The sequence below is a fragment of the Stenotrophomonas sp. TWI377 genome (genome assembly GCF_039674525.1).
Lineage (GTDB): Bacteria > Pseudomonadota > Gammaproteobacteria > Xanthomonadales > Xanthomonadaceae > Stenotrophomonas.
Window position 1 is genome coordinate 74,951 of record NZ_JBDJNT010000015.1, and the last position, 20,500, is coordinate 95,450.

The 20,500-nt window shown below is 67.1% G+C and carries 20 protein-coding genes; 8 read left to right on the forward strand and 12 right to left on the reverse strand.

The window, feature by feature from the left end; translation table 11 throughout:
* Nucleotides 1–60 precede the first annotated feature (60 nt).
* Complete coding sequence (locus ABE546_RS13595; RefSeq protein WP_346464068.1) at nt 61–858, forward strand: siderophore-interacting protein; 798 nt, start codon at nt 61–63, stop codon at nt 856–858.
* A gap of 57 nt (nt 859–915) precedes the next feature.
* Complete coding sequence (locus ABE546_RS13600; RefSeq protein WP_346464070.1) at nt 916–1,353, forward strand: hypothetical protein; 438 nt, start codon at nt 916–918, stop codon at nt 1,351–1,353.
* 307 nt (nt 1,354–1,660) lie between these two features.
* Here ABE546_RS13600 and ABE546_RS13605 read toward each other — a convergent pair whose 3' ends face one another.
* Together ABE546_RS13605 and ABE546_RS13610 are read right to left on the reverse strand one after the other, a co-directional pair.
* Nucleotides 1,661–2,362 carry a YceI family protein gene (locus tag ABE546_RS13605; RefSeq protein ID WP_121042323.1) on the reverse strand — a complete coding sequence of 234 codons (702 nt, stop codon included), beginning with the start codon at nt 2,360–2,362 and terminating at the stop codon, nt 1,661–1,663.
* Between the two features lie 85 nt (nt 2,363–2,447).
* Nucleotides 2,448–3,038: a malonic semialdehyde reductase gene (locus ABE546_RS13610; RefSeq protein ID WP_088434587.1), complete on the reverse strand. Its 591-nt coding sequence runs from the start codon at nt 3,036–3,038 to the stop codon at nt 2,448–2,450.
* A 129-nt stretch (nt 3,039–3,167) separates the two neighbouring features.
* Here ABE546_RS13610 and ABE546_RS13615 point away from each other — a divergent pair, with 129 nt between their 5' ends.
* From ABE546_RS13615 to ABE546_RS13630, 4 genes are all read left to right on the forward strand, one after another.
* Nucleotides 3,168–4,139: a mitochondrial fission ELM1 family protein gene (locus ABE546_RS13615; RefSeq protein ID WP_313211647.1), complete on the forward strand. Its 972-nt coding sequence runs from the start codon at nt 3,168–3,170 to the stop codon at nt 4,137–4,139.
* 57 nt (nt 4,140–4,196) lie between these two features.
* Nucleotides 4,197–5,060, forward strand: a complete 864-nt coding sequence (locus ABE546_RS13620) for a DUF2145 domain-containing protein (protein WP_346464071.1) — start codon at nt 4,197–4,199, stop codon at nt 5,058–5,060.
* 67 nt (nt 5,061–5,127) lie between these two features.
* Entirely contained in the window at nt 5,128–5,649 is a 522-nt protein-coding gene (locus ABE546_RS13625; RefSeq protein ID WP_346464073.1) for a hypothetical protein, read from the forward strand.
* A gap of 34 nt (nt 5,650–5,683) precedes the next feature.
* Nucleotides 5,684–6,211, forward strand: coding sequence for a hypothetical protein (locus tag ABE546_RS13630; protein ID WP_346464074.1), 528 nt, complete (start codon nt 5,684–5,686; stop codon nt 6,209–6,211).
* Between the two features lie 9 nt (nt 6,212–6,220).
* Here the strand turns inward: ABE546_RS13630 and ABE546_RS13635 are convergent, their stop codons facing one another.
* Together ABE546_RS13635 and ABE546_RS13640 are read right to left on the reverse strand one after the other, a co-directional pair.
* Nucleotides 6,221–7,132 carry a nucleotidyl transferase AbiEii/AbiGii toxin family protein gene (locus ABE546_RS13635; RefSeq protein ID WP_313220139.1) on the reverse strand — a complete coding sequence of 304 codons (912 nt, stop codon included), beginning with the start codon at nt 7,130–7,132 and terminating at the stop codon, nt 6,221–6,223.
* Nucleotides 7,071–7,979, reverse strand: a complete 909-nt coding sequence (locus tag ABE546_RS13640; RefSeq protein WP_313220105.1) for a hypothetical protein — start codon at nt 7,977–7,979, stop codon at nt 7,071–7,073. Before ABE546_RS13640 ends, ABE546_RS13635 begins: the two co-directional genes overlap by 62 nt.
* A 294-nt stretch (nt 7,980–8,273) precedes the next feature.
* Between ABE546_RS13640 and ABE546_RS13645 the strand changes: the two genes are divergently transcribed.
* Complete coding sequence (locus ABE546_RS13645) at nt 8,274–8,828, forward strand: queuosine precursor transporter (protein ID WP_346464076.1); 555 nt, start codon at nt 8,274–8,276, stop codon at nt 8,826–8,828.
* 256 nt (nt 8,829–9,084) lie between these two features.
* Here ABE546_RS13645 and glnE read toward each other — a convergent pair whose 3' ends face one another.
* Entirely contained in the window at nt 9,085–11,925 is a 2,841-nt protein-coding gene (gene glnE / locus ABE546_RS13650; protein ID WP_346464078.1) for a bifunctional [glutamate--ammonia ligase]-adenylyl-L-tyrosine phosphorylase/[glutamate--ammonia-ligase] adenylyltransferase, read from the reverse strand.
* A 375-nt stretch (nt 11,926–12,300) separates the two neighbouring features.
* Between glnE and ABE546_RS13655 the strand changes: the two genes are divergently transcribed.
* On the forward strand, nt 12,301–13,815 hold the full coding sequence (locus tag ABE546_RS13655) for an acetyl-CoA hydrolase/transferase family protein (RefSeq protein ID WP_346464080.1): 1,515 nt from the start codon (nt 12,301–12,303) through the stop codon (nt 13,813–13,815).
* Between the two features lie 360 nt (nt 13,816–14,175).
* Here the strand turns inward: ABE546_RS13655 and ABE546_RS13660 are convergent, their stop codons facing one another.
* The 7 genes from ABE546_RS13660 to ABE546_RS13690 form a co-directional block, all read right to left on the reverse strand.
* Complete coding sequence (locus ABE546_RS13660) at nt 14,176–15,543, reverse strand: VOC family protein (RefSeq protein WP_346464082.1); 1,368 nt, start codon at nt 15,541–15,543, stop codon at nt 14,176–14,178.
* Nucleotides 15,544–15,751: 208 nt separating this feature from the next.
* The gene (locus tag ABE546_RS13665; RefSeq protein WP_346464084.1) at nt 15,752–16,297 is read right to left on the reverse strand and encodes a hypothetical protein; all 546 of its coding nucleotides are present in this window, start codon (nt 16,295–16,297) and stop codon (nt 15,752–15,754) included.
* Complete coding sequence (locus ABE546_RS13670) at nt 16,294–17,046, reverse strand: HAD family hydrolase (protein ID WP_346464086.1); 753 nt, start codon at nt 17,044–17,046, stop codon at nt 16,294–16,296. Before ABE546_RS13670 ends, ABE546_RS13665 begins: the two co-directional genes overlap by 4 nt.
* Nucleotides 17,047–17,155: 109 nt before the next feature.
* Nucleotides 17,156–17,572, reverse strand: a complete 417-nt coding sequence (locus tag ABE546_RS13675; protein WP_259262113.1) for an EF-hand domain-containing protein — start codon at nt 17,570–17,572, stop codon at nt 17,156–17,158.
* Between the two features lie 219 nt (nt 17,573–17,791).
* Nucleotides 17,792–18,169 (reverse strand): hypothetical protein, encoded by a 378-nt coding sequence (locus ABE546_RS13680; protein ID WP_346464088.1) that lies wholly within the window; start codon nt 18,167–18,169, stop codon nt 17,792–17,794.
* Between the two features lie 43 nt (nt 18,170–18,212).
* The gene (locus ABE546_RS13685) at nt 18,213–18,950 is read right to left on the reverse strand and encodes a M15 family metallopeptidase (protein ID WP_346464090.1); all 738 of its coding nucleotides are present in this window, start codon (nt 18,948–18,950) and stop codon (nt 18,213–18,215) included.
* Entirely contained in the window at nt 18,904–20,481 is a 1,578-nt protein-coding gene (locus tag ABE546_RS13690) for a serine hydrolase domain-containing protein (protein ID WP_346464092.1), read from the reverse strand. Before ABE546_RS13690 ends, ABE546_RS13685 begins: the two co-directional genes overlap by 47 nt.
* Between the last annotated feature and the right edge of the window lie 19 nt (nt 20,482–20,500).

Below are 20,500 nucleotides of genomic sequence, written 5' to 3' on the forward strand. Positions count from 1 at the left end.
CACCGCCCGCCAGGTCCTTCTTTCTCAACGCCGCGCTGCGGCACTGATCCAGGTATTCCCATGGCTCTGCATGAAAACCGACTGCTCCGTCATACCGTGAAGTTCCGCCCGCTGCAGGTGCTGCGCACCGAAGAGATCAGCCCGTGCATGCGCCGGGTGATCGTCGGTGGCGAGGCGCTGGAAGGCTTCGATTCGCCCTCGCCGGATGACCACGTCAAGCTGTTCTTCCCCAACGCCGAGGGCCAGTTCGTGGTCCCGACGATGACCCCGGAAGGCCCGCGCTATCCGGACGGCCAGACGCCCTCCCCCTCGCGCGACTACACCCCGCGCTGGTGGGACCTGGAGACCAACGAGCTGGCGCTGGATTTCGTCATGCACGGCGACGGCCTGGCCTCGACCTGGGCCGCCAACGCGCAGCCGGGCGATGCGATCGCCGTGGGCGGCCCGCGTGGCTCGCACATGACCGCCGATGACTTCGACACCTACGTGCTGATCGGCGATGAGACCGCGCTGCCGGCCATCGGCCGCTGGCTGGAGACGTTGCCGGACGGCGCCAATGCCGATGTCTACATCGAGATCCCCGAATCCGGCGACCGCCAAGAGTTGCCGGAGGACGACCGCATCCGCATCTCGTGGCTGGAGCGCAACGGTTTCGACGCGGCCAGCAGCACCCTGCTGGAAGACGTGCTGACCGATTTCGAGGAACCGGACGGCGATACCTTCTACTGGATCGCGGCCGAATCGCGCCGGGCCCGGATGATGCGCAAGTACATCGAGGGCCACCTGGGCGTGCCGAAGGACTGGATCCGCTCGACCGGCTACTGGAAGGCGCACGGCAGCGAGCACCACGACGACTGAGCCCGCGACGGGCACCGGCCGCGAATGCGACAATCGCGTTTTGTGCCGGTGCCTTTCATGCAAGCCTCTCCTCTTTCGGCACTGACCGATCTGATCGACCGCGCCGAGCGTGCCGATCCCGCGCTGGATGCCGCCCTGGCGGCGCTGGCGCCTTCCGTGGGCGAGAACATCGCCCAGCTGCGCACCGCCCTGGTGCCATTGGCCCGTGCGCAGGCCGCGCTGGTGCAGGCGAACATCGATATCGACCTGGTCGCCGATGAGCTGCGCCGTTACCAGAAGTACGCGATGCCCGGTAAGCCGAGCCTGCAGATCGTGCAGCTGCGCAAGCAGCAGGCCTCGGTGAAGCAGGCCGCGCTGCTGGCCCGCCAGGCGTTTGCGCAGGCCACCCATGCGTTCCTGCGTGAGAGCGGCTTGACCGCGCCGGCGCGGCGCACGCCAACCGATTTCACCACGCTGTGGCTGGGCAAGGTGAGCGCGCAGGTGGCGGCGGCTTGATCGCGCTGATATCCACGCATGGCGTGGATCTACCCCGGTCCCGTCAACGGTAGAGCCACGCCATGCGTGGCTGCGCTGTGGATCTACCCCGGCCGCGTCAACGGTAGAGCCACGCCATGCGTGGCTGCGCTGTGGATCTACCCCGGCCGCGTCAACGGTAGAGCCACGCCATGCGTGGCTGCGCTTCGGCGGGATTCCTGGTTGCCGGCCAGCGGCCGGCACTACCGTGTGTCGATCGGCGGTCGCACAAAAAGAAAGCCCGCCAATTGGCGGGCTTTCTGCCTTCTCACGACGAGTGAGGAGAAACTCAGGCAGCCGGCTTTTCGCCAGTCGCCTCGGTGGTGATGCGGATGTTCACTTCATCGCTGACGTTCGGGGCGTACGCGCCGACGCCGAAATCGCTGCGCTTGATGGTGGTGGTGGCATCGAAGCCTGCCGCCGGCACCTTGGCCATCGGGTGCTCGCCGCCGCCGTTGATGGTGACATCCAGGGTCACCGGCTTGGTGATGTCCTTGATGGTCAGGTCGCCGGTGACGGTCAGCTTGTTGGTGCCGTTGGCTTCCACCTTGGTGCTCTTGAAGGTGGCGGCCGGGAACTTGGCGGCGTCGAAGAAATCGGCGCTCTTCAGGTGCTCGTCGAACTTGGCGGTGAAGCTGTTCAGGCCGGTCAGCGGCAGCTTCACTTCCACGGTGGACTTGGTCACGTCAGCGGCGTCATACACCAGGGTGCCTTCGGCGCTGCCGAAGTGGGCGGTCGGGTGCGAGAAGCCGAAGTGGCTCCACTGGACCAGCACGTCGGTGTGGGTCGGGTCGAGCTTGTAGGTGCCCGAGGCGATCTGGATGGCCTCGGCAGCCGGGGCGGCAGCCGCAGCATCTGCCGCCGGGGCGGCGGTTTCGGTGGCGGCCGGCGCGTCAGCGGCCGGAGCAGCGGCTTCGTCGGCCGGCTTGGAGCAGGCGGCGATGGCCAGGGTCAGGGCGAGCGGCAGCAGCAGTTTGCGGGTCACGGTCATGTCAGGTCTCTCTCGTAATCGAAGGGAAAAGAAAAAAATTCATGCAGCCCATCCGCACGGACGGGCCACGATCCGGCGGTAACGCTTATGCGATGCGGGCGGCTTCGTCGAAGGACAGGCGAGGCAGCCGCGGGAACAGGCCCGAGGCGTCACCGTACCCCAGGTTGACGAGGAAATTCGACTTGATCGCGGTGCCCTTGAAGAAGGCTTCGTCGACCTTGGCGTTGTCGAACCCGGACATCGGGCCGGCATCCAGACCCAGCGCGCGCGCGGCCAGGATCAGGTAGGCGCCCTGCAGGCTGCCATTGCGGAACGCGCCTTCGGTGCGACCTTCACGCGGGCCGTCGAACCACGCCTTGGCATCGGTGTGCGGGAACAGGAACGGCAGCTTCTCGTGGAAGTCTTCGTCGAAGGCGACGATCACCGTGACCGGGGCGGCCAGGGTCTTGTCGTGGTTGCCTTCGGACAGGGCCGGGGCAAGCTTGGCCTTGGCTTCCGGGGATTTCACGAACACGAAGCGCGCCGGGCTGCCGTTGGCGGCGGTCGGGCCCCACTTGAGCAGCTCGTACAGCGCCTTCAGCTGGCTGTCGTCGACCGGCTTATCAAGGAAGGCGTTCTGGGTGCGGGCGGTACGGAACAACTGATCGAGCGCAGCATCGTCAAGGACGTGGGACATGAAGCCTCCGGAAACAAGGGGAATCGTTCGCGCATCGGCTACCGTGGCAGGGCGACCGCGCGATCGGCGAAGGCTGGCAGTGTAGAGTGTCGCGACAGTTGCAACACCCAGCCTGACTGAAACGAATTAATGCCATACGTGAAACGATGGAGTCCGCCCTGGACGATCACTGACGGCCGTGCCGGCAATGTGCGGCAGGCGGTGGCCCTGGCCACGGCATTGAAGCTGGGGGCGCATCGTCCGCTGGTGCTCACCCCGCGCGCGCCCTGGCGCTGGCTGGCCCCGCGCTGGTTGCCGGGTGCCGCCAACGGCTACGGCGAGGCCTTCGCCACGCTTGCCACCGAGGTACCCGAACTGGCCATTGGGTGTGGCCGCCAGGCCGCCGGCGCGCTGCGCGAACTGCGCCGCCGTGGCACCAGGGTCGTCCAGATCCTCGACCCTCGCCTCAGCCCGCGCCATTGGGACCTGCTGGTCGTGCCCGAACACGACCGCCTGCGCGGCAGCAACGTGCTCACCCTGCTCGGCAGCCTCAATCCGGTCAACGATGACTGGCTGGCCTGCGGCCGTGCGGCATTCGCCGCGTTCAGCGCCCTGCCCGGCCCGCGCACCGCGCTGCTGGTCGGTGGGCCGACCCCGCATGCGCCCTGGCACGAGCCGGACATGGTGCAGGTGTTCCAGCAGCTCGCGTCCCAGCTGCGCGAGGAAGGCGGCAGCCTGCTGGCCACGACCTCGCGACGTACCCCACCGGCCCTGGTCGGGGCGCTGCGCAGTGCGTTTGCCGAGGTACCGAATGTGATCTGGGGCGATGGCGGCGACGGCGTGAACCCGTATGCCGGGCTGCTGGGCTGGGCCAACCGCGTGGTGGTCTCGCCGGATTCGGTGAACCTGCTTTCTGAAGCGTGCGCCACGCGCATGCCGGTCGCCGTGGCCCTGGCCGACCAGGCGCAAGGGCGACTCGCACACTTCCAGCACGCGCTGCGCGAACGTGGCCGGTTGCAGACGCGCTGGCTGGACTGGCAGACGCAGGGCCGCATCGAGCCGCTGCGCGAGACCACGCGCGTTGCCGATGAAGTACGTGCGCGGTTGGGGATTCAGGCCTGACGGCATCGCGCAGCGTTATGATGCGGCCGCGGCCGGTGCCGCCGGAGACCGTGTGACATGGACGTACCCTGCGCTGCGCTGATCAAGCGCCTGCATCCCGCCCTGCTGTGTGCGGTATTGCTGGGCGCTACGCTGACCGCACACGCCGAACCGCAGTGCACCGAACGCTATCCCACTCCGGCCGCGTTGGCCTCCATGTTCGATGTGGCCTTGGCCACCACCGACGCGCTGGATGCACTCGAGGGCGTGGATGTGGTGCTGATCGCCCGCGGTGGCCAGGACCTGAGCAAGTACGGCCTGCGCCACAGCCATCTGGCCTTCCTGCTGCGCGAAGACGACGGCCAGTGGCGCGCGGTGCACCTGCTCAATCCGTGCAAGACCGCCGAGTCGCACCTGTTCCGCGAAGGGGTCGCCACCTTCATCGGCGAAACCTCCAGCCATACCGACCTGCGCATCGGCGTGCCGACACCTGCGCTGCGCGATGCAGTCAAGGCGATGCTCACCCAGCCGGCGATCCAAGCCAAGGCGCTGCACGAGGCGCGCTACAGCGTGGTGGCCTATCCGTTCCGCACCGAGTACCAGAATTCCAACCAATGGGTGCTGGAAGTGCTGGGCGCGGCGATGGCGCAGGTGGAAGAGCGCACCCTGATCGTCAACCGTACCCAGGCCCAGCAATGGCTGCAGCGGCACATGTATACCCCCAGCACGCTGCACATCGGCGTGGCCAAGCGGCTGGGCGCGCGCTTCTTCGTGCCCAATGCCGCCGTTACCGACCACCCGGCCAGCGAGCGCATTTCCGGCAACTACTCGGTGGTGACGGTGGAATCGATCTTTGATTTCCTGCAACTGCGCAGCAGTCTGCAGCAGGAGCTGGCCGTGCCGCATGTGCCGGTGAAAGGCATTACCGCCCCCAAACCGTGAGTCAGCGGCGGGCAGCACGCCAGCGGGCATACTGCGGACCTATGTTGAGACATCAGAAGGATCTTCGATGACACGTGTTTCGCGCGCAGTCGTTGCACCGCTGCTGGCCATTGCCGTAGGCGCGGCCAGCCTGCCCGCGCCCGCGCAGGTGGTGGGCATCAATCACCCGGTGACCAGCAGCGTCATCGTCACCTCGGTGGTGAGCGTGGTGGTGGTGACCGCACCGGTGTGGCTGGTCTCGGCCGGCCTGAGCAAGGCCAGCGATGCTTCGGCCCGACGCAGCCGCGCGGCCAAGGACGCCCGTGGCAAAGCCGGTCCGCTGCCGCCGCTCACCGTGGAGAAGGTGGAACGCACGCCCGACGGCGGCCTCGAAATGGCCCTGCAGAACCCGCAGGCACCGGACGAGCCGGCCGTGATTGCCTGGCCTGCGCGCGAGGACAACCCGGCAGCCGCGGTGGCGGTGGGCGACGTACTGGCGCTGACACCCACCCAGGGCGGCGCCGGCTGGACGGTGACCACGGCCGAGGGCACGGCCTTGGCCTTCCTGCCCACCGATGCGGCGGCCGCGCAGCCGAGTGCACGTTGGTGACCCCTCGCTGTCCGCTGTCTCGTGGAGCTGGTGAATGAACCGGATATTCCGTCCTGCCGCTGCGCCACTGCTGGCGCTGACCTTGCTCGCGACCAGCCTGCCGGTCAGCGCCCAGAACCTCAGCAATGCCTCGCCGGTCACCAGCAGCGTCCTCACCACCTCGGTGGTGAGCCTGGCGGTGATCACCGCCCCGGTCTGGCTCAGCGCGTTGGGCGTGAGCGAACTGCATGACGCCGCCATGCCGCACAACCGCGCCGCCCGGGCCGCAAAGCGACAGAAGGCCGCGCCGATGCCGCCACTTACCGTGGAGCACGTGGCGCAGCAACCGGACGGCAGCTACCAGGTGGTGCTGAAGAACCCGCAGGCCCCCGAGGCACCGGCCGTGGTGGCATGGCCGGCGCGTGCCGACAATCCGGCGGCAGGCGTGAAGGTGGGCGATGTGCTGGCGTTCACCCCGACGCCGGCCGGTGCGGGCTGGATGGTGGCCAATGCCGAAGGCGCTGCGCTGGCGTTCCTGCCGACCCAGGATGCGGCGGCTACCAGCATGAGCGAACGCTGGTAGGTCCCGCACCTATTGCCAAGGCAGCGTGTGGAAGTAGGTGCGGACGCGCTCAAAGGCGATGTGGAATGGCGGAACGTCGCCGTCAACCTCCGCCAGAAGCGTGTCGTAGTCGCGTTCGGCGCGCTCGGCAACGGCGGGGTCATCGATCGCGTCAGCACTCAGAGAAACGGAGCGGTCCTCGCACTTGATCCGCAGGTCACTCAGCACCTCCCTCTGCCATTGCGGGAGCGAAAGCTCCGAGCGCTGTTCGAGCAGGTAATGAAGGTCAAACACGTCCTGCCGGCGGTATCGATTGCGGAGTGGCTGCTGAAGCAGCGCACGCATCTTTTCGGCAACCAACGTAGTCAAACCGTAAACGCACAGATGTCCCCCCTCGCCGATCTCCACCTCTTCCGAGGCAGGGATGCGCTCCCTGAAGCTGAAGTCGATCGAAAGCGAGAACGGCGACTGGCCCGCCGCCAGACGTCTATGCGCTGGGGTGCCCTTGAGGGCATATCCAATGTTCATGGTGAGGTTGACTCGTGTGCCCTCGCGGTTGGGCCTTACCTTATGCCCCTGCAACCGACACTCCACGTCATAACCAAGCGTTTCGCCGACGCCCGGAAGCACGGCAGACATCAGCGCCACCGTTTCCTTCTCTGCCTCTTCGGTGAACGAATCCGGCGTGGAGAAATCGATGTCGGTGGTGAAGCGGGGGCTGTCGTAGTGCAGGGCCATCAAAATGCCCCCTTTCATGCAGAGCAATGCTCTCAGCCGAGGGGTCCGCGCAATGGTCTCGAGCACGCAATGGACCGCTTGCCGTAGCGGCACCTGCTGGACGCCTGCCGAGCGGACCCAGACCGGAATGTCGTGAAGCAGACTAGGCATTGATGGAGAGGCTCCACTTCTCGGAAAAGTCTGGCGAGTACTCCGCCTGCGCATCCAGCTTTCGCGACCCACCTCGTGAAGCATGGACAACCCAGGCATCAATTTCAGCGCGGTCGATCCCACATCGCTCGTTCAATATGTAGCCGGCACGCACACAGTCGATCTTCCCACCATGTGTGTTGAATTCGGCAACGATGGCATTGAGATAGGTCAGCGCATGTTCTTCGAACACCTCGATGACATGCCGGATACCACCACATAGCTCGGGCCGCTTGATCATGTCCAGAAAGGTGCGCCCGACGCCTGTCACCCGTAGCGCACCGTCCAATGCATGTCGCCAATCGCCTGCATCCTTCGTCCGCAGGGTTTCGATGACGACGCCGTTGAGTCGCCTGATGTTCGAGTACTGCAACGGGGGCAGGTCAGCGTCGTTGAAGACCGCGAGGAGATCGCCCAGTTCACGCTGCATCCGCTGCAACGCCTGCTGACGCCATGACACGGCGTCGAAAGTGACGAAGTAGAGAATCTTGGGCAGGCGGTTGGTGAGGCCATGGAATTCCATCGCACTCAGGAAGGCAACGTGCCCAAAAGGATCAATCGCGCACATTACTTCACCCGGCGAAGCGTCCTTGCGCCCGGGGATGCGTAAAAGGGAATTGGGCAATCCCCGCTCCGGGAGCAGCGCCCCGCGGTCTATCAAGGCTTGGCGAGCGGAAAAAAACGTCTTGCGGTCCAGCTCGCTGCGAGGGAGCCGCACAGGTCGGCCGGCGTATTCAGCCTTATCAAGTAGCTGAATCAGAGCAACCGCCAGCGCATGGTTGCTGATCACGGGCGCCCTGAACTCCTCACGGATTTTGAGGTCGAGTGCGTCGCGCCACGCTAGCTGGGATTGGGTGGACATAAGTCAGGCCTCTTGCTGAGTTCTTACACACCGTTGGTGCGTAGTACCATCAACGTCCTCAGGACGTTGATGGTACTACGAATCCAGCCATCTGCGCGTGAAGCAGCTGCAGAGTCACAGCTCACGGATGTGCTGCAGGTTCAGGCAGAAGGCGACTGGCTCGGGTACCATCAGAGTCCTAAGGACTCTGATGGTACCCGAGCGAAACGTCTGTTGCGGCTTAAGCTTGCAAGTGGCAGACAGCTGAAACTGCCACCATAATGCCGCCCCTTGCATGCCTGCCCCATTCCCGCCATGTCCGCGCGTCCTGCCCTTGCCTTTGCCCCGTTGACCCCGCGCTCGCTGTTGCTGGCGGTGCTGGCCATGGGCGCGGTGGTGCTGGGCTCGAACGTGCTGGTGCAGTACCCGATCAACGACTGGCTCACCTGGGGCGCTTTCAGCTACCCGGTGGCGTTCCTGGTCAGCAATCTGATCAACCGCCGCTTTGGGCCGGAGGCGGCACGGCGGGTGGCCTGGGCCGGGTTTGCGTTGGCGGTGCTGCTGTCGATCTGGATCGCCACGCCGCGGATCGCGGTGGCCTCGTGCCTGGCCTTCATCGCTGCGCAGCTGCTGGACATCACCGTGTTCGACCGGCTGCGCCGTGGGCACTGGTGGCGCGCGCCGATGGTGGCGACCACCTGCAGCGCGACGCTGGATACGACGATTTTCTGGAGCATCGCGTTCGCCGGTTCCAGCCTGCCGTGGGTGAGCTGGGCGCTGGGCGATCTCGCGGTGAAGCTGACGATCGGCGTGTTCCTGCTGGCGCCGTTCCGCGCGTTGCTGTGGAAGATGGCGCCGCGCGCGGTGTGACATCGCGCCGATCGCCCGGTGTAGCGCTGGCGGTCGGGCATCACCCTGGGTCGGGCATCGCTATCGGCCGGGTATCGCTATCGGTCGGGCATCGCTATCGGTCGGGCATCGCTATCGGTCGGGTATCGCTATCGGTCGGGCATCACGATGGGTAGTGCCGGCCGCTGGCCGGCTCTGCAGAGTTCATGGGAGCCGGCCAGCGGCCGGCACTACCGGTGCCAGAGCGGTTCGAGGTCGGTGACGGTGCAAACCGCCGTCAGCTGACGACATCGATCTGTTGCTGGAACGGCAACCCTGCCGCATCGCTTGCCGCGGTGATCATCGCGCGTGCCGCTTCCAATGCAGGTGTCGGTGGCGCCAGGCGTGGGCGGCGGTCCAGCGTGCAGGCCAGGCCCACATCCAGCAGCGCCGCATGCGCCTCATGCAGGCCAGCGCGGGTGCCGCCGGGCAGCCAGGCGATGTCGGCCAGCGCGTCGATCAGGCTGGGGGTATCGCGCGGTTGCACCACCTGCGGGTGCGTACCGGCGCTGTCGAGCACGCCGGTCTGCAGCAGGAATTCGAGATCGACAATGCCACCTGCGCCCTGCTTGAGATCGAGCCGTGCGGCATCGCTGCGGTCCAGTTCGGCACGCATGCGCGCCCGCATCTTCAGCACGTCGCTGTAGAGCACGGCGTTGTCGCGCGGGCGCGCCAGCGTCTGCGCGCGTACCCGTTCGAAGTCGGCCAACAGCGAGTCATCACCGGCGATGGCGCGGGCACGCACCAGTGCCTGGTGCTCCCAGGTCCAGGCGCGTTCGCGCTGGTATTCGGTGTAGCTGGCCAGTGAGGACACCAGCGCGCCTTTGCCGCCATCCGGGCGCAGGCGCACGTCGATGTCGTACAGGCGGCCGGCGGCAGTGACCGCGCCGAGCATCGCCATCACCTTCTGCGCCAGGCGCGCATACCAGCGGCCGGGGTCCAGCGGGCGGGGGCCGTCGCTGCTGTCCTGATCGGCCGGGTGATCGTGCAGGAAGACCAGATCCAGGTCCGAGCCGAAGCCCAGCTCCAGTCCGCCCAGGCTGCCGTAACCGATGATGGCGAAACGCCCGCCGGGAATGCCGCCGTGCTGGCGCTGCATGTCGGCCTGCACCAGCGCGAGCACGGTGACGACCACCGCCTGCGCGAGTTCGGCCAGTTGCCGGGTGGTGTCGACGGCACGCTGGCGACCATCCAGCGTGGCCATCGCCATGCGGAAGCTCAGCGCCAGCCGGGTCTCGTTGAGCAGGCGCAGCGCGGCTTCGGGATCCTCGATGGTCAGCGCGACAGCGCACTCGGCCTGCATGCCCGCGGCGTCCGGCATCGGACCGGAGACGCGCACGTCCAGCAGTTCATCGAGCAACAGCGGATACGCCGCCAGGCGCTCGGCCAGCAGTGCGCTGCGTGCAAGCACGTCGACCAGGCGCGCCAATGCGCTGGGCTGTTCGTCGAGTAGGGCGAGATAGCTGGTCCGGCGCAGAATCGCCTGCAGCAGGCCGAGCACGCGCTTGAGCGCGGCATCTGGCTGCGGTGAGCGCGTGGCGGCGTGCAGCAGCGCCGGCAGCACGCGGTCCAGGCGCGCACGCGCGGCATCGGACAAGGACTTCACCCCGGAGCTCTGCGCGAAGTCGCGCAGCGATTGATCGGCGCTGCCGGCATCGAAGAAGCCGGCTTCGGCCAGCACCTCGGCGCTGCCGTTGTCGGGCAGGCCGCGCCAGTAGCTGGCCAGCGCATCCGGCGCGGCCTGGCCACGGCGCGGTGCGAGCAGTGCGGCGAACTCGGTGCTGACGCGCTCGCGCTGCACATCCAGCGCGGCAACCAGCGCGTCCCAGTCTTCGTAACCGAGTCCGCTGGCGATACGCAGGCGGTCGGTGGTGTCGGTGGGCAACGCATGCGTCTGTGCATCGCGCAGCATCTGCAGGCGGTTTTCCAGGCGCCGCAGGAACCCGTAGGCATGCAGCAGGTCGGCGCCATCCTGCTCGGCCATCTGGCCGGAGGCGACCAGCGCCGGCAGCGCGTGCAGCAGACGACGCTCGCGCAGTGGGGCTTCGCGGCCGCCACGGATCAGCTGCAGGGCCTGCGCGAGGAATTCGATTTCGCGGATGCCGCCGGGGCCACGCTTGATGTCGTCGTGCATCTCGCGGCGCGAGACCTCGGCGGTGATCGCGGCCTTCATCTCGCGCAGGCCATCGAGCGCGGTGAAATCCAGATAGCGGCGGTAGACGAACGGGCGCAGGGTCTGCAGCCACGCTTCGCCCGCGGCGATATCACCGGCGACGGCACGCGCCTTCAGCCAGGCATAGCGCTCCCAGTCACGGCCTTCGCGCTGGAAATACTGGTCCATGCCGGCGAACGACAGCGCCACGCGCCCGGCATTGCCGAAGGGACGCAGGCGCAGATCGACGCGGTGGCTGAAGCCATCCACGGTGGTGTCATCAAGCAACCGCGCGAGGCGCTGGCCAAGGCGTGCGAAGTATTCCTCGGCGGCGAGCGGGCGCGCGCCATCGGATTCGCCGCCCTGCGGGTAGGCGTAGACCAGGTCCACGTCCGAACTGAAATTGAGTTCACCACCGCCCAACTTGCCCAGCCCGAACACGACCAGCTGCTGCGCGCTGCCATCCGCCGCACGGACCACGCCGTGGCGGCCGGTGAATTCCTGCTCCAGCGCGGAGAGCGCCAGTTGCAGGCACGCCTCCGCCAGGCGCGTGGCACCGGCAAGCGTGGCAGGCACGTCATCCTGCCCGGTCAGGTCGCGCCAGATCAGGCGGGTGGAGGCGGCGGTGCGGTAGCGGCGCAGGCGCTGCTGCCATTCACTGGGCTGCAGGGGATCCAGTGCCGGCAGGGGCAGCGGTGGGCAGCCTTCCTGGGTGAGATGCGACAACAGCGCCGGCTGGCGGCACAGGGTGTCGATGGCGAAGTCGCTGGTGACGGCCAGCGCGCGCAGGGTCTCCAGTACGGGCGCCGAAGGCGGCCAGTGGCCGGCGTCGGTCAGCGACAGGGCCAGGCGCGCCAGGGCGCGATCCACCAGGGGAACAAGGGCGTCGGGGACGCGCGCGGGCGCGGCGAGGTCGGAGATCGGCATGGGGGGATTATGCCCGGCGCGGGTCGCCCTGCAGGGCAAGAAGCGTGTTCACCGGTTGCGCGGTCATGACCGGGCGCGTGTCGACGCGCGAGACCCATCGGCGCCCCGGTGTTCCGAAGGCGAGACATAAAAAAGCCCGCTTGCAGCGAACTGCCAGCGGGCTCTGCTCCCTCCCCCACGTCGGGATGCAGGTCGATCTTCTAGGGTCGGCGACGAACTTGCACGCTGCACTGCAAAACAATACTTGCGGGTACAGAAGTAGGCCGGAAACCTGAACAGGGGAGCGACGAACTGAAAACGCCATCCCACCAAGGTAGAACCCCTGCCCCTGCGTGGATCGCCGATAATGGAGATCCCCCCAAAAACGTTGTCGTCATGTCTGTCGATCGCATTGCAAACGCGCGTATGCGTGACCGCGTTGTCTCCGCCGAGGCCGCCGCCGCCCTGATCCAGCCGGGTGAAACCGTCGCCATGAGCGGCTTTACCGGTTCAGGTTATCCCAAGGCGGTGCCGGTCGCGCTGGCGCAGCGCATCGAAGCGGTGCACGCCCAGGGCCTGCCCTTCCAGATCAGCCTGATGACCGGCGCCTCGACCGCACCGGAGCTGGATGGCGCGCTGGCCAAGGCCGATGGCATCGCGATGCGGATGCCCTTCCAGAGCGACCCGGATGCGCGCAACCGCATCAACGAGGGCAAGCTGGATTACATCGACATCCACCTCAGCCATGTCGCCCAGCACGTCTGGTTCGGTTTCTATGGCGATATCGATACCGCGGTGATCGAGGTCTCGGCGATCCGCGAGGATGGCTCGCTGGTGCCCTCCACTTCGGTTGGCAACAACAAGACCTGGCTGGACCTGGCCAAGAAGGTGATCGTCGAGGTCAACGAATGGCAGCCGGCCGGCGTGGACGGCATGCACGACATCTACTACGGCACCGCGCTGCCGCCGCACCGCAAGCCGATTCCGCTGGTGCACGCCAACGACCGCATCGGCGAGACCGCGCTGCGCTGCGACCCGGACAAGATCGTCGCCGTCGTGCGCACCAACGGCCCGGACCGCAACAGCCCGTTCAGCCCGATCGACACCACCAGCGAGCAGATCGCGCAGTACCTGATCGAGTTCCTCAAGCACGAGGTGGCCAAGGGCCGCCTGCCAGCCAACCTGCTGCCGCTGCAGAGCGGCGTCGGCAACATTCCCAACGCGGTGCTGGCCGGGCTGGCCAAGAGCGGCTTCCGCGATCTGAGTGCGTTCACCGAGGTGATCCAGGACGGCATGCTCGATCTGCTGCGCGATGGCGTGCTGAGCTACGCCTCCTGCACCGGTTTCGCGCTGAGCCCGCAGGCGAACGAGACCTTCAAGGAACACATCGATTTCTACCGCGAGCGCATCATCATGCGCACGCAGGAAATCTCGAACCATCCGGAACTGGTGCGCCGCCTGGGCTGCATCGGCATGAACGGCATGATCGAGGCCGACCTGTACGGCAACGTCAATTCGACGCACGTGATGGGCAGCCGGATCATGAACGGCATCGGCGGCTCGGGCGATTTCGCGCGCAACGGTTTCCTGTCCGCGTTCCTGAGTCCTTCGACGGCGAAGAACGGCAGCATCTCGGCGATCGTGCCGATGGTCAGCCACGTGGATCACACCGAGCACGATGTGTCGGTCATCGTCACCGAACAGGGCCTGGCCGATCTGCGCGGCCTGACCCCGCGCAAGCGTGCGCGGGTGGTGATCGACAACTGCGCGCATCCGGATTTCCGCGATCAGTTGAATGACTACTTCGACCGTGCGAGCCGTGAGAGTTACGGCAAGCACACTCCGCACCTGCTGCCGGAAGCGCTGTCGTGGCACCAGCGGTGGCTGGATACCGGGACGATGAAGGCCTGATGCTGCACGGTACCGACCAACGGTCGGTACCTGCCGGGGCGTTCGGTTTCCGTGTTGCAATGCACGGACCGGGGCGTTCGGTTTCCGTGTCGCGATGCACGGACCGGGGCGTTCTGTTTCCGTGTCGCGATGCACGGACCGGGGCGTTCTGTTTCCGTGTTGCGATGCACGGACCGGGGCGTTCTGTTTCGTGGTAGTGCCGGCCGCTGGCCGGCTCCACGCATTACCGTCCGCAAGCCCGGATGCGCGTTTGGTACATGAAGAGCCGGCCAGCAGCCGGCACTACCCGGGGAGCGGCCCCCGCGTGGCTCAGGATCCCGTCTGCAGGGCGGTCACCGCGCGGTCAGCGATCGCTCGCCGTCAGCGGTTCCGCAGGCTCGCCAGCGATTCGGCCTGCAGCCGCGCGTAGATGGCGAACTCGTCCTCCACCTTCATGCCCAGCGCCTGCTCGAAGGCATCGCGGTTGGCGTGCGCGGCGTAGGCGCGTTGTTCGTCGCCGCCGAGATTGGACTGGAAGATGCCCGCGGCGCTGACCGGCAGGAAATCCTCGTAGACGATCGGGTCGGCGCTGGCCAGACCGGCGGCAATCAGCGCTTCGGCCGGGAGATCCGCAACGGCCGCCGGGTTGGCGCGACCGGCGTCGGTCAGGGCGTAGCGGTAGTACCCCAGGCCCTCGCGGCGCAGGGTGTCGTGGTCGTCCGGGAAGGCAGTGAATGCCGCGGCCAGACGCGTCGGGTAATCCTGACCGGTACTCCCGGCGCCACCGCTGTCGCGCGCCTGCGCAAGCAGCTGGTCATACAGCGCACGGCCCTTGGGCGTCAGGGCGAGGCCCCGCTGTTCGATCTCACCGAAACGCGCGGTATGCGTGCCGGCATCCCCAGCCTCCCCCGAGGGGAAGTGCACGGTTTCTTCCAGCGCCTTGAAGCTGGTCTGGCGCAGCAGGATCGGGCACCGCCGCGGTGGCGGACCTTCGATCACCGCCTTGGCGTCGATGCCACGGGCGAGCATGCCGGCCTGCGCGGCGTCGATATCCAGCGTGCGCGGGGTCAGGTGATTGATGTGCGGACCACGGAAGCTGACCACGTCGGCGATCAGCCGGTGCGCGTCGTGCAGCGCGTGATAGGTATCCAGCGATACCGTGGCATCGCCGTGCCAGCGGAAGGTCTCCAGCGCCTCGATGACGAAGCGGCGCGCATCGGCCTCGTCGAGGCCACCGTCGCGTTCGGCCTGCGCGATCAGGGCCAGCGCGGTGTCGGTGAAGATCCGGCGCTGGGCAAGAATGGCAGCGGACTGCTCGCGCAGCGCGGCGTTCTCGATCAGCTCCAGCCGCAGCAGCGAGGTGAACACGCGGAATGGATTGCGCGCCAGCGCCTGCGCGGTGCGCGGGCGGAAGGCGGTGGAATGCACCGGCACACCGGCCACCGAGAGGTCGTAGTAGCCGATCGGGTACATGCCCATCAGCGCGAACAGGCGGCCCAGCGTGGCCAGTTCTTCGGCCGTGCCGACCCGGATCGCACCGTGGCGTTCCTGGTCCAGCCGGGCGCGTTCGTCCGTGCGGTCCAACTGCTCGGCCAGCGCCGGATGGGCGGTCAGCACGGCATCGTTGATCTCGGCCACCAGGTCGACCAGCGTGCCGTACAGCGGCACCTCGGCGCGGTACATGGTGGACATCGCCTGGGCGAACAGGCTGCGGATATCGTCGGGTGAAACGAAACGGTCGGTGCTCATGACGTACTCGGCAACGGATCACGGGGGAAGGTGCAGCAAGCGCTGCATTGTCGCCGAGGGCGTGGGTTACCGCGATCTGCACAGCAGCAAAGGGACAACCGGGTAGGGCCACCCCATGGGTTGCTGCACGGAATGCAATGGTCGCAAAGGGCAGCCACCCATGGGGTGGCTCTACCCGATGGCACCCGGTGGGTGCGTGCGCGGCAACTCAGCGCGCGGGTGGCGTGGGACTGCTCGCCGCACGCTGGCGCTGCTCGCGGTTGCCGAGCTGGCGCTGCAGCGTGGCGTCGAGCGTCACCGGTCGGTCCCAGTGGTCATGGCTGGCGACGATGGCGTGGCGCAGCGCGCGCCAGTGCAGGTTGGTCGGCGTGACCGGCAGCTGGGCCACCACCGCTTCCCAGCGTTTGGCCTCACCGTCCTCCGGAACCGTGCGCGACCACGTCTGCACGCTCTCGCGGCAGGAACGTTCGATCACATGCGCCCAGAAACAGGCGAAGTAGATGTCGCCGGCCTGCCAGCCGTGGGTGTGCATCAGCGCGGCGATATAGCCGCGCGAGACACCGGCATAGCGCGAGACTTCATCCAGAAAGCTGTCCGGGTAGCGTTCGGCGTAGTGGTTGATGTCCTGCAGCTGGGCATCCACCCAGGCATCGCCGGTGTCCACCACGTACGCTGCGGACTTCTCCGGGGTCTGCTCGGCCGTGGCTGCCCCGGGCAGCATCAGCAGCAGCGCGAGCAGGCCGGCGCGCATCATCCGGCCTGTGCGGCCTTGGCTTCGATGGTCCGCAGGGCCTGCGGCCAGTCGAAGGCGGTCGGGGCATCGACCATGCGCGGTTCGTCATCGGCCACGCCGTGCTGGGTCTCGTGCGCCCAGGTCACTGCGTACGGGGTGTGGATACCCCAGCCACCGAGGGTGATCACCGGCTCGATATCCGAGCGCAGCGAATTGCCGACCATCACGAAGCGCTTGATCGGCAGATCGAACTCTTCCAGCACGCGGGCATAGGTTTCCGGGTCTTTCTCGGAGACGATCTCGATGCGCGGGAACAGGTCGCGCAGCTTGGCGAGCTTGATCTTGGCTTCCTGATGGAACAGGTCGCCCTTCGTTATCAGCACAACCGGGTAATCGCGGGCGATCTCGGTGACCGACTCACGCACGCCGTCGATCAGCTCGACCGGGTGGCGCAGGGTGTCGTGGCCGATGTCCAGCATCTGCTGCAGGTCGCGGGCACTGATGGTCTGGTTGGTGATCTCGATGGCGGCTTCCACCATCGACAGGGTCATGCCCTTCACGCCATAGCCGAACACACCGAGATTGCGCTGCTGCACTTCCAGCAGGTGGCGCGCGGTCTGCGTGTCGTGCACGTCGATGTAGCGCGACAGGATATCCAGGTAGTCCTGCTCGGCCTTGCGGTAGAAATCCTCGCTCTTCCACAGCGTGTCATCACCGTCAAAACCAACCAGGCCGATAGCGCCTTGCGGCGTGGGCAGGGAAGTCATCATCGGCCAAGGATACCAACAGCGGCCCAGCGACCCCACCCCGGCGGCGCATAAAGAAAGGGCGGCCGAAGCCGCCCTTTCCCCCTCACTGCGCTACCGGTGTCCCCGGTCCTTACTTGCTCTGCTGGGCGCCGTTGCCGGCGGCCTTGCCCTGCTGGGCGGCCACGTACGCCTTGTATTCATCCGGCGAGAGCTCGCCGTCCTTGTTGGTGTCGGCCTGGTCGAACACCTGGGCAAGGCCCGCGTTCACCTGTGCCTCGGCCTTGCTGATGGTGCCGTTGCCGTCGGTATCGACGCTTGCCCACGTCTGGCCACCGCCACCACCGGCCTGCGCGGAGGCCTGTGCGGCGGCGTTGGCAGCGGTATCTGCTGCGTCGCCCGCCTGCGCTGCCGCCTGCTGTGCCTGGGCGGCCTGATTCTGCGCCTGCGCGGCACTCTGCTGTGCCGACTGGGCCATCGCCGGAATGGCCAGCACACTGCCTGCGGCGACGATCAGGGCGATCAGGGGCTTGCGGTTGCGAATAGTCATTGGGGTGGTCTCCTTGGTAGGTATTGCGCGGCCTGTTGTTTCCGCACGGCCCCACACTGCCACCCCGTTTGTGAATCGATATTGCCCCTCGACCGCGCTGCGCACGCAGCCTTAACCACCTGCGCGAACGCGTGCATTACCGCAGTGGTTAGCCGCAGGTGAGCAGTTGGTAACACGCCCATTCATTGGCCGCGAATTTAACCGGATGCGAACGCAATCTCACGCGGTGTTGCTGTTTTTTTCGCCTGAGCGGGAACTGAACAGAAGCCACCCCAGTGCAACACCGCCGATCGCGCCGGCCACTTCGAGCACCACGCGCGAGCCCAGCTCGTTCGGATCATGGATACCGGCGAGGAACAACCGCGCATACAGCGGCGACTCCAGCCGCATCATGCCCATATAGAAGAGATTCCACGCATCGATGCCGGCCGAGGCCACCACCGCGATCACGCAGGCCCAGCCGATCGCATGCCCGTCGGTCCAGCCTGCCCAGCGGCACAGGCGATGCCACAGCGCATACACCAGCAGCCCGACGAACAGCGCGATCAGCCCTGCCTCCAGCGTTCCCAGCAATCCAACGTGCAGCGGCAGATTCATCGTGGTCCGATCCGGCGGTCAGCGCACAGTGTAGCGGTGCGCCTCAGCGGACCGGCACATCGTAGGCCGTGGTCGGCGCCGGCTCGGGCTGCAGGGTGAAATGCCACCATTCCATCGGGTAGTTGGCAAAGCCATGCCGGGCCATCGCCTGGCGCAGGTGCTGGCGGTGGCTGCGCTGGGCCGTGCTGATCTCCGGCGCATCGGTATGCGCGCGCGGGCCGAAGAAATCGAAGTCGGTGCCCATGTCCACCGGCGCGCAGGGGCCGGTGCGGCAATCGAGCAGGGTCAGGTCGACCGTGGCAGCCCGGCTGTGGCCGGAGGTCTCGGCGATGTAGTCGCCGAGCAGGGCCGGCTTGTCGAGGTCCGGGTACTGCAGGGCCTTGCGCGACTGCTCCTTGGGATCCTGTGCCCAGGCGACGAAGGCCGTCACCGCGTGAGCCGGGCGGTAGCAATCGTAGAGACGCAGCGCGTAGCCCTCTGCGCGCAGGTCGGCCTCCACCTGTGCGAGCGCGGTGGCCGCCGGGGCAAGCAGATAGCACTTGGGCGCGTCATAACCGGGCACACGCTGGCCGGTGAAGTTGTCGGGGCCGGCGTAGCGGATGTCCTGTTCGATCGCCGGGGCCAGCGTGCGGATGTCGACCAGTCCGGCCTCGGCCACATCGCGCGCGGACGAGATCGTGACCGCTGGCGCTGCCGCGTGGGCACTGCCGGCCAGCAACGCCAGCAGCAGCGCGCTACGGACAATCGCCGGTGCGGGTGAAGTGCAGGTCCTGGTAGTCATAACTGAAGTCGATCTCCGGATCGATCGCGGCCAAGGTCAGGGCGGGCGTCGCGCCGGGCTGCAACTGCAACCAGGGCTCGGCATCGGCCCCGAGCGTATCCCACTGCACCAGCCAGCGCTCACCGAGCTGCATGACCTGGCCGCGCAGCATCGGCGACTTGGCGACGCTGAAACGCAGCGCGCCCTGCGCCGGGCAGAGCAGCGCCTCGCCCAGCCACGGGTCGCGATAACGGCCGTGCGCGGCGGCGGTGGTGCGAAGCGATGCGGGTCGGCGCGCGCCGGTATCCGGGCGCACCTGCCCGGCTTCGCGGCGGCCAGTGCGCTCCTGGTCCAGCAGGGCCAGATAATGACTCACGTCGGCCGTGTCGTCCGGTGCGGTGTAGGTCTTCAACGCGGCCTGCATCAGCGCGGTGCGTGCATCCTCGGCGTCGCTGTTGATCAGGATTACCACGCCGACCTTGCGGTCCGGCAGCAGCGCGAGCGAGGAATACATCCCGGACAGCGTGCCGGTGTGGGCCACCTTCCACTGGCCGTCCATGTCCGACACGCGCCAGCCGTAGCCGTAGGCCGACACATGTGCGTTGTCCCAGCGACGTTGGCGCTCGCCCAGCGGGATCGGCATGTGTGCGGTCCACAGCGCGCGGCGCTGCGCCGTGCTCAGCCAACCAGGAACCAGCGCCGGATCGAGCAGCACCTGCATCCAGCGGGTCATGTCGCGCAGGCTGCAGCGGATGCCACCGGCGGCCATCGAGGTCAGATCGGCACTGGTGTCACCATCGGCAGCACGCACCACGTTGCGACCGTCTTTCCGCGCGTGCGGCTGGGCAACGTTGCCCACCGCCGCGACCGACCACGCGCCGACCTGGCAGCGATCCATGCCCAGTGGCGAGAAGACTTCCTCGCGCAGCAGTTGATCGTACGGTTTGCCACCGGCGGCGGCGGCGACTTCGCCGGCGACCACATACATCAGGTTGTCGTAGGCATAGCCGCTGCGGAAGCTGGTGACCGGTTTGAGATGGGCCAGCCCGGCGATGATGTCCTGGCGGGTGAAGCGGTTCGGCTCGGGCCACAGCATCAGATCGCCGGCGCCCAGGCCCAGGCCGCTGTTATGGATCAGCAGATCGCGGACCTGCATCTGCTGCGTGACCCACGGGTCATGCATGCGGAATTGCGGCAGGTACTTGATGACCGGATCGTCCCAGCGCAGGAGACCGCGGTCGACCAGCCGGGCGAGCAGCGCGGCGGTCATCGCCTTGCTGTTGGAGGCGATCTTGAACAGGGTATCCGGATCAATGGCCTCACCCTGCCCGGCGCGGCGCTCGCCACGGGTGCCGATGAAGACGGGGTTGCCATCGTCGACGACGGCCATGGCGATGCCCGGCAGCTGTTCGTGGGCGACCGTCTGATCGAGCAGGCGATTGAAGGTGTCAGCGGGCTCGGCTGCCCATGCGCTGGGGGCGATGGCCAGGGTGCAGGCCAGGCCAAGCGTGAGAAGACGGGATCGACTGTGTGCTGAAGCGCGTGACGGCATGGGTTCCCTCGTCATGACC

Bases quoted from the DNA above. Each gene is read 5' to 3' on its own strand.
- ABE546_RS13595 (WP_346464068.1), top strand. From the start codon at position 61: ATGGCTCTGCATGAAAACCGACTGCTCCGTCATACCGTGAAGTTCCGC.
- ABE546_RS13600 (WP_346464070.1), top strand. From the start codon at position 916: ATGCAAGCCTCTCCTCTTTCGGCACTGACCGATCTGATCGACCGCGCC.
- ABE546_RS13605 (WP_121042323.1), bottom strand. From the start codon at position 2,362: ATGACCGTGACCCGCAAACTGCTGCTGCCGCTCGCCCTGACCCTGGCC.
- ABE546_RS13610 (WP_088434587.1), bottom strand. From the start codon at position 3,038: ATGTCCCACGTCCTTGACGATGCTGCGCTCGATCAGTTGTTCCGTACC.
- ABE546_RS13615 (WP_313211647.1), top strand. From the start codon at position 3,168: ATGCCATACGTGAAACGATGGAGTCCGCCCTGGACGATCACTGACGGC.
- ABE546_RS13620 (WP_346464071.1), top strand. From the start codon at position 4,197: ATGGACGTACCCTGCGCTGCGCTGATCAAGCGCCTGCATCCCGCCCTG.
- ABE546_RS13625 (WP_346464073.1), top strand. From the start codon at position 5,128: ATGACACGTGTTTCGCGCGCAGTCGTTGCACCGCTGCTGGCCATTGCC.
- ABE546_RS13630 (WP_346464074.1), top strand. From the start codon at position 5,684: ATGAACCGGATATTCCGTCCTGCCGCTGCGCCACTGCTGGCGCTGACC.
- ABE546_RS13635 (WP_313220139.1), bottom strand. From the start codon at position 7,132: ATGCGCAGGCGGAGTACTCGCCAGACTTTTCCGAGAAGTGGAGCCTCT.
- ABE546_RS13640 (WP_313220105.1), bottom strand. From the start codon at position 7,979: ATGTCCACCCAATCCCAGCTAGCGTGGCGCGACGCACTCGACCTCAAA.
- ABE546_RS13645 (WP_346464076.1), top strand. From the start codon at position 8,274: ATGTCCGCGCGTCCTGCCCTTGCCTTTGCCCCGTTGACCCCGCGCTCG.
- glnE (WP_346464078.1), bottom strand. From the start codon at position 11,925: ATGCCGATCTCCGACCTCGCCGCGCCCGCGCGCGTCCCCGACGCCCTT.
- ABE546_RS13655 (WP_346464080.1), top strand. From the start codon at position 12,301: ATGTCTGTCGATCGCATTGCAAACGCGCGTATGCGTGACCGCGTTGTC.
- ABE546_RS13660 (WP_346464082.1), bottom strand. From the start codon at position 15,543: ATGAGCACCGACCGTTTCGTTTCACCCGACGATATCCGCAGCCTGTTC.
- ABE546_RS13665 (WP_346464084.1), bottom strand. From the start codon at position 16,297: ATGATGCGCGCCGGCCTGCTCGCGCTGCTGCTGATGCTGCCCGGGGCA.
- ABE546_RS13670 (WP_346464086.1), bottom strand. From the start codon at position 17,046: ATGATGACTTCCCTGCCCACGCCGCAAGGCGCTATCGGCCTGGTTGGT.
- ABE546_RS13675 (WP_259262113.1), bottom strand. From the start codon at position 17,572: ATGACTATTCGCAACCGCAAGCCCCTGATCGCCCTGATCGTCGCCGCA.
- ABE546_RS13680 (WP_346464088.1), bottom strand. From the start codon at position 18,169: ATGAATCTGCCGCTGCACGTTGGATTGCTGGGAACGCTGGAGGCAGGG.
- ABE546_RS13685 (WP_346464090.1), bottom strand. From the start codon at position 18,950: ATGACTACCAGGACCTGCACTTCACCCGCACCGGCGATTGTCCGTAGC.
- ABE546_RS13690 (WP_346464092.1), bottom strand. From the start codon at position 20,481: ATGCCGTCACGCGCTTCAGCACACAGTCGATCCCGTCTTCTCACGCTT.